Raw genomic sequence first — 13,641 nt, 5'->3', positions numbered from 1 at the left:
GAAAAATGGGCGACACAGACGCGGGTCCATCTATCGCAGCGCAAAGCGCGCAACAGGACCAGACAGAGACACAAGCGGGCCTTTGGACCCGCCTGAAACACGCTATTCGCCCGCCCGCACAGCCGGAACTGCTAGAGACGCGCCCATCAGAGCATGTCAAACCGGCAGGCTCTGTTCTGGGTATGCTGAACCTGCGCCGCATGCGCGTCGAGGACGTGGCCATTCCCAAGCCCGATATCGTGGCGGTGCCTGCCACAATCAGCAAGGACGAATTGGTCGAGGTGTTCCGCGAAAGCGGGCTGACCCGACTGCCCGTTTATGCCGGCACGTTGGATACGCCGATTGGCATTGCAAACCTCAAGGATTTTGCCCTGCGTCATGGCTTCAACGGCAAAAGCCCCAAGATGGACCTGCGCGAAATGTTGCGTCCGCTGATCTATGTGCCGCCCTCAATGCCGTTGGGCGTTTTGCTGACCAAGATGCAGGCAGAACGCATCCACATGGCTCTTGTGATTGATGAATACGGTGGCACCGATGGGCTGGTCACAATTGAAGATGTGATCGAACAGGTTGTCGGTGAAATCGAAGACGAACATGACATCGAAGAAGCCAAAAACTGGGTCATGGAAATGCCCGGTTGTTATCTGGCGCAGGCTCGCACCGAATTGGACGAGTTTCAGGCCGAGATTGGCATGGATTTGACCACCCATGATGAGATCGATGAAGAAGATATCGATACGCTAGGGGGGCTCGTCACGATGATTGCGGGTCATCTGCCGGTGCGCGGCGAAGTGATTGTGCATCCTGACGGCCCGGAATTTGAGGTGGTTGATGCCGATCCGCGCCGGATCAAGCGGCTGCGGGTGCGGCTAAGACCCTCGCAGATCAAAACGCAAAGCAGTGATGCCTGATCTCTTGGTGCGGTTTGCTAGTCTAGCCGGTTGGCGGCGCTGGCTGGTGCTTGTCGTGTTGGGCGTGCTCGCGGGACTGGGGCAGGCCCCCTTTGATCTATGGCCTCTGACGCTGCTGGCGTTGGCTGCTGTTTTTCTGCTTACCGCGGCAAGCCAAACCGCCCGCCAATCGGCGTTTTCCATGTGGTCATTTGGCTTTGGCTACTTTGCCTTCTGCCTGCACTGGATTGTTGAACCCTTCCTTGTGGATGTCGCGCGCCATGGCTGGATGGCCCCATTTGCATTGGTCTTGATGGGCGGCGGCGCTGCACTGTTCTGGGCGTTGGCTGGGTGGGTTGCGCACCGGGTCGCGCCACGCAATGTCCTGCTGCTTGGTCTGGTGCTGGTCGGTGCGGAAGTCTTGCGTGCCTTGATCCTGACGGGTTTTCCTTGGGCGCTATTGGGCCATGTTTGGCTGGACACGGGTATTGCCCAAGCGGCTGCTTGGGGTGGTCCGCATCTGCTAAGCCTTCTGGCCGTGCTTTGCGCGTGGGGGCTTGCCGCGCTCTTCAGTTCTGTTCGGTTGATCGGGCTGGTTGTGATCGGCCTGCTGCTTGCTCTCAACTTTGTTTTGCAACCCGGCCCAATGCCGAATGCCGACGCCGAAGCACCGCTGGTACGCCTGGTGCAACCCAATGCGCCACAAAGCCAGAAATGGGACCCCGCCTATCGTGATCTGTTCTTTGCGCGCCTTTTGCGATTGACCGGCGAAGGCGATGCGGCTGATCTGGTGGTTTGGCCAGAGACCTCCGTGCCGTATCTGCTCAATTCACTTGATGAAGATGTAAACCTGCTGGCTGATGCCGCCCGCGGTGCGCCTCTGGTGTTTGGGATCCAGCGGCGGGATGCGGAATTGCGGGCATACAATAGCATGGTTGTAATGGGACCGGGCGGCGAGCTGCAGGCGGTGTATGACAAGCGGCATCTGGTGCCCTTCGGCGAATACATGCCCGGCGCGGCCTTGTTGGGGCAGGCCGGGGCCACGGGGCTGGCCCGCAGTCTGGGCATTGGATTTACATCTGGCACTGTGCCCGGTCCGTTGGAGATACCGGGGATCGGCGGGGCTGTACCGCTGATCTGCTACGAAGGCATTTTTGCTGAAGAGATCGGGTATGGCGACGCACGGCCAAGGATGCTGTTGCTGATCACAAATGATGCCTGGTTTGGGCAAGGCGCGGGCCCGCGTCAGCACCTGGCACAGGCCCGCCTGCGCGCGATTGAGCAGGGGTTGCCGATGGTGCGGGTCGCCAATACCGGGATCAGCGCGATGATTGATGGTCGGGGCCGGGTGACCGCCGCCCTGCCGCTGAACGCCGAAGGGGCATTGGATGCGCGCCTGCCAGCGGCTCTGCCGGAAACGTTTTATGCGAAATGGGGTGATCTGCCGGCCACAATTGTGCTCATTTTGTTAATGATACTGGGTTATCTTATCGCCAGACGCGATAGCGATTGACCCTGAACTGGCGACCCCCTATCTGGGACCGTAGTTCTGTCACAACGGCTTCCTGGCGTGACAATTGTTTTTCATTGGAGCACTTCCTCATGGCACGGCAAAATTATATTTTTACTTCGGAATCTGTTTCCGAGGGCCACCCCGATAAGGTCTGCGATCGGATCTCCGACGCAATCCTTGATGCATTCCTCACCGAAGAACCCGAAGCGCGGGTCGCATGCGAAACCTTCGCGACCACAAACCGTGTGGTGATCGGTGGCGAGGTTGGTCTGTCGGATCAATCCAAGCTCAAGGATTATATGGGCCGGGTTGAAGACATCGCGCGCGTCTGCATCAAAGATATCGGCTATGAGCAGGACAAGTTCCATCATGCGACCTGTGAGGTCACAAACCTGCTGCACGAGCAGTCCGCACATATCGCGCAAGGCGTTGATGCCGCAGCAGACAAGGACGAAGGTGCAGGCGATCAGGGGATTATGTTTGGCTATGCCACGACTGAAACCGACGCCTTGATGCCGGCCCCGATCCAATACGCCCACGCGATCCTGCGCCGGTTGGCCGCAGCGCGCAAATCTGGCGAAGAGCCCACCCTGCGTCCTGACGCCAAAAGCCAGATTTCGCTGCGCTATGTGGATGGCAAACCGGTGGAGGCGACGCAGATCGTGCTGTCGACCCAGCACCGTGACGAAAGCCAAAGCAGCGACGATATTCGCGCCATTGTTGAGCCCTACATTCGCGAAGTACTGCCAGAGGGGTTGATCACGCCGCAAACAGAATGGTGGGTGAACCCGACGGGCACGTTTGTTATTGGCGGCCCTGATGGGGATGCTGGCCTGACGGGTCGTAAGATTATTGTTGATACATATGGTGGTGCGGCCCCGCATGGTGGCGGTGCATTTTCGGGCAAGGACCCGACCAAAGTGGACCGCTCAGCGGCCTATGTGTCGCGCTATCTTGCCAAGAACGTTGTGGCCGCGGGCATGGCTGAACGCTGCACGATCCAGCTTAGCTATGCCATTGGTGTGGCCAAGCCACTTTCGATTTATGCCGATACGCATGGCACCGGCGACGTTGATCCAGCCGAGATTGAGCGCGCCATTGATCAGGTCATGGATCTGACGCCACGTGGAATTCGCGAGCATTTGCAGCTGAACAAGCCGATTTATGAACGCACGGCTGCCTACGGCCATTTCGGGCGTGAACCGGATGCTGATGGCGGATTCAGCTGGGAGCGGACCGATCTGGTTGAGGCTCTGAAGAAAGCCGTTTGATCAGGTAAGGTGGATCTTGATCCACCTTACGATGCTGCACAGTCGCGCTAAAATCACTGGCCGTTTCCACCGCTCGCCCTTAAGCTGAGCGGCGGAGCCGTTCGGAGAAAGCCTGATGTTGCGAAGATTTGCCTTGGTGATGGGTCTGTTGGTGGGTGTTGCCACGCCCCTATTTGCAGAGAAATCCGCGTCAACAATTGACGCTGAGGAAAACACAACCGCCTCAAAGTTCACAGTTGATGGCGACACGCTGATCTACAACAGCCAAATCGAGATCGACGGCAGATATGCGGAGATCTCAGAAGAAGATATCGACCTGCTGGCCGAGCATCTGCGACAAAACAAGGACATATCTGTCCTGCAACTGACCAGCAGCGGTGGGGTCATTTGGGTCGGGGCCGATATGGCGCAGATCGTGCTGGACTTCGAGTTGGACACTCTTGTCGTTGATGAATGCAGCAGTGCTTGTGTCACGGTGTTCCTTGCGGGCGCGCGCCGAGAGATGACCCGCGGCTCAAGGATCGGGTTTCATCAAAGCAGCTGGGATGCCCAAGACATCCAAGATTACTACAAATACTGGCGTGAGCAGTCCCATTGGCACACGCCTTGGGATTTCGCCGCATGGCTTTATGGCGACACCCAGCATGAAACGGCAGAGCAGATTGCCTATATGCTGGCCCGCGGCGTTGATCCTGAATTTGCAGTCGAAACCAAGAAATACCGCCCCGGCATGTGGTTCCCCTCGCGACAAGAATTGCAAACAGCGGGTGTTCTGCGCGAGTGAATGTTTGCGCCAGTGGGGTCAGCTTGTTAAAGCCCCGGGATGAGCAAGACAAACCACCCCTCTGGCGCCCCTTGGCGCAACTTCTATGGCCGCTTCAAGGGCAAGACGATCCGTGCGTCACAGCATGACTATCTTGACAATGACCTTGCGCCTTTGTCACCCGGCCCGATTTCCTGGGACGAAAACCCTGATCGCACGCCCCTTGATCTGGCGGCAGTCTTTGGAGACCGTGAAGTCTGGCTTGAAATCGGTTTTGGCGGTGGTGAGCACCTGTTGCACATGGCCGAAACCTATCCCGATATTGGTCTGATCGGCTGTGAGCCCTTCATTAACGGCGTGGCCATGCTTTTGGGTAAGATCCGCAAAGCTGAAGTGTCCAATCTGCGGGTCCACCCTGGCGATGTGCGCGATCTGTTTGATGTGCTGCCTGATGCGACCGTCAGCAAGGTCTTCCTGAACTACCCCGACCCATGGCCCAAGAAACGCCATCATCGCCGCCGCTTTGTCACACCCGAACATCTGGCCCCGCTGCATAAGGTGATGAAGCCGGGGGCAGAGTTGCGGGTTGCTACAGACATTCCCGATTATGTGCGCCAGACCCTCGAACAGGTGCCGCGCCATGGGTTTGATTGGTTGGCCGAAACGCCGGCTGATTGGCGGGAACCTTGGGCTGATTGGCATTCCACCCGTTATGAGCAGAAGGCCCTACGCGAAGGCCGCACCCCGCATTATCTGACTTTCCGCCGGGTGTAGGGCCCGCACCTAGGGGCGAGTTTTTCGGCCAAGATGAAGCAGGGCAATGGACCCTGTCGCGACCCTGCGCTATCAGCGGCGCAAGCGATAAGGAATTCCTGATATGTCCGGCCATGGCACCCCGATCCCGATGACCTCTCGGCCTTGCGGCCCTTTGAAAGGCACCGCAAATGTGCCCGGCGACAAATCGATCTCGCATCGCTCGCTGATCCTTGGTGCGCTTTGCGTGGGTGAGACCCGGATCACCGGGCTGCTGGAGGGTGATGATGTGCTCGACACAGCCAAGGCAATGCGCGCCTTTGGTGCGACGGTGACTGATCATGGCGGCGGTGAATGGACGGTGTCAGGCGTTGGTGTTGGTGGTTTTGCCGAACCCCAGAACATCATTGATTGCGGCAATTCCGGTACTGGTGTGCGGTTGATCATGGGGGCGATGGCGACATCGCCGATCGCAACCACCTTTACAGGCGATGCCTCACTGAATGGCCGTCCGATGGGGCGGGTCACTGATCCGCTGGCCCTGTTTGGCACGCAGGCTGTAGGCCGCGAAGGTGGCCGTTTGCCTATGACTTTGGTGGGTGCCGCAGAGCCTGTACCCGTGCGATACACTGTGCCCGTGCCATCGGCTCAGGTGAAATCTGCGGTGCTTTTGGCGGGCCTCAATGCGCCGGGTCAGACCGTGGTGATTGAGAAAGAAGCGACCCGCGACCATACCGAACGCATGCTGCAGGGCTTTGGGGCGACGCTGCATGTTGAAGAAACTGACGAAGGTCGGGTGATCACTCTGGATGGCCAGCCAGAGCTGGCCCCGCAGACCATCATTGTTCCCCGCGATCCCTCTTCGGCGGCATTTCCGGTCTGCGCAGCGCTGATCGTTCCCGGCTCTGATGTGCTGGTTCCCAATATCGGACTGAACCCAACCCGTGCTGGCCTGTTTACAACCTTGCAAGAGATGGGCGCCGATCTGACCTTTGAGAATATGCGCGAAGAGGGCGGTGAACCAGTTGCCGATCTGCGTGCAAAGTTTTCGCCCAACCTCAAGGGTATCGCCGTGCCGCCCGAACGTGCCGCCAGCATGATCGACGAATACCCAGTGCTGTCGGTTGTCGCCTCTTTTGCCGAAGGTGTGACTGACATGCGGGGGGTCAAGGAGCTGCGTGTCAAAGAAAGCGACCGCATCGATGCAATGGCAAAGGGGCTGCGCACCGCTGGTGTGCAGGTTGATGAAGGCCCCGACTGGTGGCAGGTTACCGGGCTGGGGCATGGCAATGTGCCGGGCGGTGCGACCGTGGCAAGCGTGTTGGATCACCGCATTGCGATGGCCTTTGCTGTCATGGGCATGGCCACACAAAAGCCGATCCACATTGATGATGGCAGCCCGATTGCGACGTCCTTTCCAATTTTCGAAGGTTTGATGGCGGATCTGGGCGCGCAAATCGTGCGGACCAATTCATGAGCTTTACCGTCGCCATCGACGGCCCTGCTGCCGCAGGCAAAGGGACGATATCCAAGGCGGTGGCCGCGCTTTTTGGTTTTGCGCATTTGGATACGGGCCTGCTTTATCGCGCCGTAGCGGCCAAGGTTCTGGCCGGAGCTGACCCGGTTGATGCAGCACGCACGCTTGATCCGATTGACCTAGAGAATGACGCGCTTCGCACACCTGCCGTGGCGCAGGCCGCTAGCGAAGTTGCCGTGATGCCCGAGGTGCGCCTTGCACTGGAGGCATTTCAGCGTGACTTTGCCCGCCGCGGTGCGGGAGCTGTTCTGGATGGCCGCGACATTGGCACGGTGATCTGCCCCGATGCTGAAGTCAAATTATTCGTCACCGCCAGTTCCGCGTGCCGGGCTCAGCGCCGGTTTCAGGAACTGACCAGCAAGGGTATGGAGATCACCTTCGAAACCGTGCTGGCCGACGTCAAAGCCCGCGATGACCGTGACCGCAATCGCGCAACGGCCCCGCTGGTGCCTGCGGGCGATGCCGTCATGCTCGATACTTCTGACCTGAGCATTGACGCGGCTGTTGCCCGCGCGATTGAGATTATCGCCGCCAAACGCGGCTGACGCCCTAGATATTGCAATCTTTCACCAAAGGTTGCTTTGGCCGTGTGACGTGATCAGCCTAAGCTTCTAACAAAGGAGTACGCCCATGATCCGTTGTCTTGCCCTGATTGCATTTCTGTTGCCCGCCACAGCGCATGCGCAAGAGGCCGAACCACATATGACGGTAGAGCGTATGGCGCAAATCGTGCTGGCGCTTGATGCAGAGGCTGCGGTGTCTGGGCCCGGTTTTGCCCTGACCATCGACGATATTCCGATCCTGATTGTCACCGATGTTGCCGCCAATCGGATGCGGGCCATGGTGCCCATCCGCTCTGCCGAGACGATGACACCCGACGAGATGCAGCGCGTCATGCAGGCAAATTTCGACAGTGCGCTGGATGCGCGCTATGCAGTGGCGCAGGGGCGTCTTTGGGGTGTTTTTATACATCCTTTCAAGGAGTTGGAGCGGGATCAGCTTATCTCTGGCATTGCCCAGACCGTGAATATCGCAAAAACCTATGGGTCGCTCTACACCGGAGGTGCCACACAATTTGGCCGCGGTGACAGCGGCGATTTGCAGCGCCAGTTGATCGAAGATCTGCTGGAACGCGGGCAGGACATCTGACACTGTTGGGTCATGACCCATCACATCATCGATCTTAACAACTGGCCCCGCGCCGCGCAGTTTCATTTCTTTCGGACTTATGAAAAGCCACATTACGCGATCACCAGTCGGTTAGACTGCACCCATCTAATGGGGCGTAAACCGGATGGTGTGTCACCTTACCGGGCTTGCCTTTATGCGATCGGATCGGGGCTGCATGCAGTGCCAGAATTATGCATGCGTTTTCGCGATGACGTGGTTGTGCGCCATGACATGATCACACTGTCGATGACGGTGCCCAACGATGCGGGCAGCTTTGGCTATGCCTACGTGCCCTACGTCGCGGATTTCGCGGGCTTTGATACACAAGCCAAGACGCTGATTGATGAGGTCGCGAAAGGTGGCGTATTGCAGGCCAATAGCGGAGAACGTGACGATCTGGCCTATCTGTCGTGTATGCCATGGCTTGACTACAGCTCGATCAACAATGCCCTGCCGGGGCCGGATGACTGCATTCCACGGGTGACCTGGGGCAAGTTTGTGGACCACGGCGGGCGTTGGGACATGGCCATGACGCTTGAAGTGCATCACGCCTTGGTCGATGGCGCGCAAGTTGGGGCGTATTTTGCGGCGGTGCAGAGCGCTTTGAATGACCTCTGACAGCACAGTTCACCGCCGATGACACCCGCCTCCAGTTTTTTCTTTCGCCAAGCCATTATTTCTACTACCGAAACGGCATGGCAGGGAAAAAAATAGATACGCGAAGTTTGGGCCTTGATATCGGGCTCGCTTTTTCAAAATGGCTGACAGGTGCTGAGAACCTGCACTATGGGTATTGGGACGGGCTAGAGGTCTGTGCGGCCAACTTTGGTACAGCACAGGAGGCTTATACCGATTTGCTGTTTGAACGATTGCCGGACCGGCCGTGCCGCATTCTTGATATCGGCGGCGGCGCAGGCGAGACGGCACGAAAACTAATTGCGCTTGGTCATCAGGTCGAGATTGTCATTCCCAGCGCTTTTCTGGCTGCGCGTTGTCGCGAGAATGCGCCAGAGGCTGTGGTTCATGAGGCCACTTTTCAGAATGCACAGGTCCAAGGCCCGTTTGATGTCTGCGTTTTTTCAGAGAGCTTTCAGTATATCCCGCTGGATATCGGCATGGCGAAGTGCCTGACGCTTCTGGCCCCGAAAGGACGCATCGTGATCGCGGACTGTTTCCGCAGCGCGCAGTTTCAGTCCGATGCGGTGAAAGCCACAGTCGGCGGGGGACATGCTATCGCGGCGTTTCGCGCCCGCACAGAAACCCTTGGACTTGAAGTGAGCCAGGAAATCGACATCACCACTCAAGTGGCCCCGTCGATTGATCTCGAGCAGGGCCTTTTCAATGTGATGGGCTATGCCACACGGCGTGTTGATGAAGAACTGGATCGGCAGCGACCGCGTTTGCGTCGCTTTGGGCATTGGATGCTGCGTCGCCTGATCGGCCCGCGCAAACGTGCGCGTCTGGATCAGCGTCTGAACCAACAATCCCGCAATGCCGCGCATTTTGCTGCGAACAACACCTATCTGATGCTTGTGCTGACGCGCGGTTGATCCCCGGCGGCTGCCATTTTCGAGGGCATTGCTGGCGACGATCACAATGGGCGAAACCCCTTGCATACAAGCCCAAACCGGCCTATACGCCGCCCTGTCGAAGCGTCGAGACAGGCGCGGGCGTGAGACTTGAGCGGGGTCGGTAAGTTACCGGCCCTGTTGTTTTATGTCCCGTGAATGGTGCTTGCGACCAACCGAAACCTAAAGACCGGCGGACACAACCGCTCGGCCCGTATAAAACCAAACGTTAGGAAAACGACGCCACATGGCTAACACAATGGAAGAGTTTGAAGCACTCCTTAATGAAAGCTTCGAAATGGACACACCCGCTGAAGGGTCAGTTGTCAAAGGTAAGGTTATCGCGATCGAAGCGGGCCAAGCCATCATCGACGTAGGCTACAAGATGGAAGGCCGCGTTGATATTAAAGAATTCGCAAATCCCGGTGAAGACGCTGAACTGGCTGTTGGTGACACTGTTGAAGTGTTCCTGCGTCAGGTCGAGAACGCCCGCGGTGAAGCTGTTATCTCTCGCGAGATGGCGCGCCGTGAAGAAGCCTGGGATCGTCTGGAAAAAGCATACGCTGATGAAGAGCGCGTCGATGGCGCAATCTTTGGCCGCGTCAAAGGTGGTTTCACTGTAGACCTCGGTGGCGCTGTTGCGTTCTTGCCGGGCTCTCAGGTTGACGTCCGCCCCGTGCGTGATGCGGGCCCGCTGATGGGTCTCAAGCAGCCATTCCAGATCCTGAAGATGGACCGTCGTCGTGGCAACATCGTTGTATCCCGTCGTGCGATCCTTGAAGAATCACGTGCCGAACAGCGCGCCGAAGTTATCGGTAACCTGACCGAAGGCCAGCAGGTCGACGGTGTGGTCAAGAACATCACCGAATATGGTGCGTTTGTTGACCTTGGCGGTGTTGACGGCCTGTTGCACGTCACAGACATGGCATGGCGCCGGGTCAACCACCCATCCGAGATCCTCACCATTGGTGAGACGATCAAGGTGCAGGTCATCAAGATCAACAAAGAAACCCACCGTATCAGCCTTGGCATGAAGCAGCTGCAGGATGATCCATGGGATGCGGTTGAAGCCAAGTTCAGCCTTGGTTCTGTACATCAGGGTCGTGTGACCAACATCACCGATTACGGCGCATTCGTTGAGCTGGAAGCCGGTGTTGAAGGTCTTGTTCACGTGTCTGAAATGTCTTGGACAAAGAAGAACGTTCACCCCGGCAAGATCGTCTCTACTTCGCAAGAAGTCGAAGTCATGGTTCTGGAAATCGATTCTGCGAAGCGTCGCGTTTCCCTTGGTCTCAAGCAGACACAGCGCAACCCATGGGAAGTCTTTGCAGAGCAGTTCCCCGAGGGCACTGAAGTCGAAGGCGAAGTCAAAAACATCACCGAATTCGGTCTGTTTGTTGGCCTCGAAGGCGACATCGACGGCATGGTTCACCTGTCTGACCTGACATGGGAAGGCCGCGGCGAAGACGTCATCGGTGATTTCCGTAAGGGCGACGTGGTTCGTGCGAAAGTTGCCGAGGTTGACGTCGAGAAAGAGCGCATTTCTCTGTCCATCAAAGCGCTGGACGGTGATCCGTTCGCAGAAGCTGTTGGCGGCGTGAAGCGCGGTTCGGTCATCACTGTTGAAGTGACCAAGATCGAAGACGGCGGCATCGAAGTAGACTATGAGGGTGCAAAATCCTTCATCCGTCGTTCGGACCTGTCCCGTGACCGTGCCGAGCAGCGCCCAGAGCGTTTCGGCGTTGGCGACAAGGTCGACGTGCGTGTGACCAACATCGACAGCAAGACCCGCAAGCTGGGACTGTCGATCAAGGCACGCGAGATCGCGGAAGAGAAGGAAGCGGTGGAACAGTATGGCTCCAGCGACTCCGGTGCATCCTTGGGTGATATCCTTGGTGCGGCTCTGAAGGGCGACGAATAAGTCTGATCTTTCGATTTGAATGATGAACCCCCGCCGCAGGTCACTGCGGCGGGGGTTTTCGTTTGGATGGACAAGTTGCGGTGTGGTCATGTTGCTTATGCGCGGTTCAGGGCAGGGCGACGACCCGTGGTGCTTCTGCCGCTTTCAGCAAAGACCTGAGTGCATGCCTCAGCGCAAAATGCCCCAATGGCAAATGCTGAATTGCGATCCCCATACGGGCCCAACACGCGCTTCGGGGCAGGTCATGATCCCGGCATTGTTGGTAAGCCGATCCACCTTGGTGGTGCCGCCGTTCAACCCTTGAGGGAACCCAATGACCGAGGCGATGCCCGCAAGATCCACTTGGGCGGTTGCGATATTGCTGCCTAACCCTGCAAGGTTTTCCTTTACTGTCCGGACGGCATTTGATCGGCAATGCTAGGGCGTGGCTTCGTTCTGGTCGTGCCAGTAATCGGCGCGCACCGAGGTGCTGAGCTGAGATTGAGACCACCATAACGTGCAAGGCGAAGCGGGCGATGCAAAAACCATGAACGGCCAGCTGTAGAGCGCGATCACAGGTGACCTTTGGCGCGGGGCAGATCGCAAAAACGCTGCCCGAGCGTGCGAATCGGGGATGCGACGCGCGCGTGGCTGGTGTGTTCAGTCTGAGTTTGTGGGTTGGATTGTTGCCAAATCGGCTAAATTTCTCCGCTTGTACGGCGGTTTTTCGGAACTGCGCGCGTTTCGAGCTATTTCGCCGCAGAGTCAAAATGCCTATAGTCTCGAACAAAGCAGGGCAAACCTGTAGTGTGTGCTTGTTGGTTGGGAGGCCAAAATATGATCCGTTCTGAACTGATCCAGATACTCGCCGACGAGAACCCCCATTTGTACCATCGCGATGTCGAGCGCATCGTGAATACCGTGTTTGATGAGATTATCGAAGCCATGGCCCGCGGTGACCGGGTCGAGCTGCGCGGATTTGGCGCCTTCTCCGTCAAGAAGCGTGATGAACGCATTGGCCGCAACCCCCGGACCGGCGAAGCCGTGAAGGTTGAAGAAAAGCATGTGCCGTTCTTCAAGACGGGCAAGCTGCTGCGCGACCGGTTGAACGGGAACTAAACGCTCAGTTTCCCATTGCAGGCGGCCCTCAGCAGTCTATCTTTCTTATGAATGGCAAATTGCGCTGTGCGAGGAGGGTGAATTGAAAACGATCCGTTATACATTCTGGGCTATTGTTGGTCTGTGCCTGATCCTCGTGGGATTGGCGAACCGTGAATTTGTCACCCTGCGCGCCATGCCGCAGGCTATGGCTGATCTGCTGGGCATCTCTCCCGACATCAGCCTGCCGTTATTTGTGGTGATCTTCATTGGCGTTGGCGTTGGCCTGTTGATTGGCTTCCTGTGGGAATGGGTGCGCGAGCACCGGATGCGCGTCGATGCCCGTGGCAAGACCCGCGAGGTCGAAAGCCTACGCCGTGAAGTGCAGCAACTCAAAGGTGTCGCCGCTGAGGCCAAGGGCGAAGACGACGTGCTGGCCTTGCTGGAAAAGACCTGAACCATGTCGCCCAAGACGCGTGTTAAGATTTGCGGGCTGCGCGATGCGGCCACGCTGCAAGCGGCCGTGGATGCTGGTGCATCTTATGTGGGGTTAGTGTTCTTTCCTAAATCCCCGCGAAACGTGTCCATTGAGGTAGCGGCGCAACTGGCTAGCGAAGTCCCTGTAGGTGTTGCCAAGACGGCATTGGTTGTGAATGCGAACAACGACCTGCTGGATGCCATCACTGCGAAAGTGCCGCTGGATGTCCTGCAATTGCATGGTGGGGAAACGCCAGAGCGCGTGGCAGAGGTGCGCGTGCGCTATGGGTTGCCCGTCATGAAAGCCGTTGGTGTGGCTGATGAAGGCGATCTGCCGCAGTTAGAGCGTTATGCGCATGTTGCCGATCAGCTGTTGGTCGATGCAAAGCCACCTAAAGAGGCAGATTTGCCGGGCGGCAATGGGCTGTCCTTTGACTGGCGCTTGGTTGCAGGCCGCCGCTGGCCTGTGCCTTGGATGCTTGCAGGTGGGCTGACGCCCGAGAATGTGGGCGAGGCGATCAGCCTGACGGGCGCAGTACAGGTGGATGTGTCCTCTGGTGTGGAAACTGCGCCGGGGCAAAAGGATGCGGCATTGATTGCGGCGTTCTGTGCTGCAGCGGGTACGCGTTAAGGCGGCATTTACCAAGCCGTTGCATGATGGCGTGATGAGCCGAGTACCTATGAAACCTGATACATGGTTT

General features: G+C 57.7%; 15 protein-coding genes and 1 riboswitch. Of the genes, 14 read left to right on the top strand and 1 reads right to left on the bottom strand.

The features are described from left to right. Positions 1 to 5: 5 nt before the first annotated feature. From DHN10_RS11005 to rpsA, 11 genes are all read left to right on the top strand, one after another. The gene (locus DHN10_RS11005; protein WP_108815377.1) at positions 6 to 911 is read left to right on the top strand and encodes a transporter associated domain-containing protein; all 906 of its coding nucleotides are present in this window, start codon (positions 6 to 8) and stop codon (positions 909 to 911) included. After that, positions 904 to 2,403 carry an apolipoprotein N-acyltransferase gene (gene lnt, locus DHN10_RS11000; RefSeq protein ID WP_108815376.1) on the top strand — a complete coding sequence of 500 codons (1,500 nt, stop codon included), beginning with the start codon at positions 904 to 906 and terminating at the stop codon, positions 2,401 to 2,403. The genes DHN10_RS11005 and lnt overlap by 8 nt, the downstream gene beginning before the upstream one ends. 33 nt (positions 2,404 to 2,436) lie before the next feature. Beyond that, positions 2,437 to 2,485, top strand: a riboswitch (SAM-SAH riboswitch). Positions 2,486 to 2,492: 7 nt separating this feature from the next. Beyond that, entirely contained in the window at positions 2,493 to 3,674 is a 1,182-nt protein-coding gene (metK, locus tag DHN10_RS10995; RefSeq protein ID WP_108815375.1) for a methionine adenosyltransferase, read from the top strand. Between the two features lie 115 nt (positions 3,675 to 3,789). After that, on the top strand, positions 3,790 to 4,458 hold the full coding sequence (locus tag DHN10_RS10990; RefSeq protein WP_234417109.1) for a hypothetical protein: 669 nt from the start codon (positions 3,790 to 3,792) through the stop codon (positions 4,456 to 4,458). 39 nt (positions 4,459 to 4,497) lie between these two features. Further along, positions 4,498 to 5,211: a tRNA (guanosine(46)-N7)-methyltransferase TrmB gene (gene trmB, locus DHN10_RS10985; RefSeq protein WP_108815374.1), complete on the top strand. Its 714-nt coding sequence runs from the start codon at positions 4,498 to 4,500 to the stop codon at positions 5,209 to 5,211. 103 nt (positions 5,212 to 5,314) lie between these two features. Next, complete coding sequence (gene aroA / locus DHN10_RS10980) at positions 5,315 to 6,667, top strand: 3-phosphoshikimate 1-carboxyvinyltransferase (RefSeq protein WP_108815373.1); 1,353 nt, start codon at positions 5,315 to 5,317, stop codon at positions 6,665 to 6,667. Next, complete coding sequence (cmk, locus tag DHN10_RS10975; protein ID WP_108815372.1) at positions 6,664 to 7,272, top strand: (d)CMP kinase; 609 nt, start codon at positions 6,664 to 6,666, stop codon at positions 7,270 to 7,272. Before aroA ends, cmk begins: the two co-directional genes overlap by 4 nt. Positions 7,273 to 7,357: 85 nt before the next feature. Beyond that, on the top strand, positions 7,358 to 7,876 hold the full coding sequence (locus tag DHN10_RS10970) for a hypothetical protein (protein WP_108815371.1): 519 nt from the start codon (positions 7,358 to 7,360) through the stop codon (positions 7,874 to 7,876). A gap of 12 nt (positions 7,877 to 7,888) precedes the next feature. Then, positions 7,889 to 8,515, top strand: coding sequence for a CatA-like O-acetyltransferase (locus DHN10_RS10965; protein WP_108815370.1), 627 nt, complete (start codon positions 7,889 to 7,891; stop codon positions 8,513 to 8,515). Between the two features lie 77 nt (positions 8,516 to 8,592). Beyond that, entirely contained in the window at positions 8,593 to 9,447 is an 855-nt protein-coding gene (locus DHN10_RS10960) for a class I SAM-dependent methyltransferase (protein ID WP_108815369.1), read from the top strand. 265 nt (positions 9,448 to 9,712) lie between these two features. Further along, positions 9,713 to 11,386, top strand: a complete 1,674-nt coding sequence (gene rpsA / locus DHN10_RS10955; protein WP_267895718.1) for a 30S ribosomal protein S1 — start codon at positions 9,713 to 9,715, stop codon at positions 11,384 to 11,386. A 168-nt stretch (positions 11,387 to 11,554) separates the two neighbouring features. Here rpsA and DHN10_RS19735 read toward each other — a convergent pair whose 3' ends face one another. Then, positions 11,555 to 11,728 carry a hypothetical protein gene (locus DHN10_RS19735; RefSeq protein ID WP_159086980.1) on the bottom strand — a complete coding sequence of 58 codons (174 nt, stop codon included), beginning with the start codon at positions 11,726 to 11,728 and terminating at the stop codon, positions 11,555 to 11,557. Positions 11,729 to 12,202: 474 nt separating this feature from the next. Here DHN10_RS19735 and ihfB point away from each other — a divergent pair, with 474 nt between their 5' ends. From ihfB to DHN10_RS10940, 3 genes are all read left to right on the top strand, one after another. Continuing rightward, positions 12,203 to 12,484: an integration host factor subunit beta gene (gene ihfB / locus DHN10_RS10950; protein WP_108815367.1), complete on the top strand. Its 282-nt coding sequence runs from the start codon at positions 12,203 to 12,205 to the stop codon at positions 12,482 to 12,484. A gap of 82 nt (positions 12,485 to 12,566) precedes the next feature. Beyond that, a complete protein-coding gene (locus tag DHN10_RS10945; RefSeq protein ID WP_108815366.1) occupies positions 12,567 to 12,920 on the top strand; it encodes a LapA family protein in 354 nt (117 codons plus the stop codon). Positions 12,921 to 12,923: 3 nt separating this feature from the next. Next, positions 12,924 to 13,571: a phosphoribosylanthranilate isomerase gene (locus DHN10_RS10940; RefSeq protein WP_108815365.1), complete on the top strand. Its 648-nt coding sequence runs from the start codon at positions 12,924 to 12,926 to the stop codon at positions 13,569 to 13,571. The last annotated feature ends 70 nt before the right edge of the window (positions 13,572 to 13,641 follow it).

It is taken from the genome of Loktanella sp. Alg231-35 (assembly GCF_900143545.1).
In the GTDB taxonomy this organism is placed as follows: domain Bacteria; phylum Pseudomonadota; class Alphaproteobacteria; order Rhodobacterales; family Rhodobacteraceae; genus Yoonia.
The sequence above is the reverse complement of the archived record's forward strand: the minus strand, read 5'-3'. Positions and strand labels throughout refer to the sequence as shown.

Excerpts from the sequence above, each read along its gene's own strand:
- DHN10_RS11005 (WP_108815377.1), top strand. The coding sequence starts at position 6 with ATGGGCGACACAGACGCGGGTCCATCTATCGCAGCGCAAAGCGCGCAA.
- lnt (WP_108815376.1), top strand. The coding sequence starts at position 904 with ATGCCTGATCTCTTGGTGCGGTTTGCTAGTCTAGCCGGTTGGCGGCGC.
- metK (WP_108815375.1), top strand. The coding sequence starts at position 2,493 with ATGGCACGGCAAAATTATATTTTTACTTCGGAATCTGTTTCCGAGGGC.
- DHN10_RS10990 (WP_234417109.1), top strand. The coding sequence starts at position 3,790 with ATGTTGCGAAGATTTGCCTTGGTGATGGGTCTGTTGGTGGGTGTTGCC.
- trmB (WP_108815374.1), top strand. The coding sequence starts at position 4,498 with ATGAGCAAGACAAACCACCCCTCTGGCGCCCCTTGGCGCAACTTCTAT.
- aroA (WP_108815373.1), top strand. The coding sequence starts at position 5,315 with ATGTCCGGCCATGGCACCCCGATCCCGATGACCTCTCGGCCTTGCGGC.
- cmk (WP_108815372.1), top strand. The coding sequence starts at position 6,664 with ATGAGCTTTACCGTCGCCATCGACGGCCCTGCTGCCGCAGGCAAAGGG.
- DHN10_RS10970 (WP_108815371.1), top strand. The coding sequence starts at position 7,358 with ATGATCCGTTGTCTTGCCCTGATTGCATTTCTGTTGCCCGCCACAGCG.
- DHN10_RS10965 (WP_108815370.1), top strand. The coding sequence starts at position 7,889 with ATGACCCATCACATCATCGATCTTAACAACTGGCCCCGCGCCGCGCAG.
- DHN10_RS10960 (WP_108815369.1), top strand. The coding sequence starts at position 8,593 with ATGGCAGGGAAAAAAATAGATACGCGAAGTTTGGGCCTTGATATCGGG.
- rpsA (WP_267895718.1), top strand. The coding sequence starts at position 9,713 with ATGGCTAACACAATGGAAGAGTTTGAAGCACTCCTTAATGAAAGCTTC.
- ihfB (WP_108815367.1), top strand. The coding sequence starts at position 12,203 with ATGATCCGTTCTGAACTGATCCAGATACTCGCCGACGAGAACCCCCAT.
- DHN10_RS10940 (WP_108815365.1), top strand. The coding sequence starts at position 12,924 with ATGTCGCCCAAGACGCGTGTTAAGATTTGCGGGCTGCGCGATGCGGCC.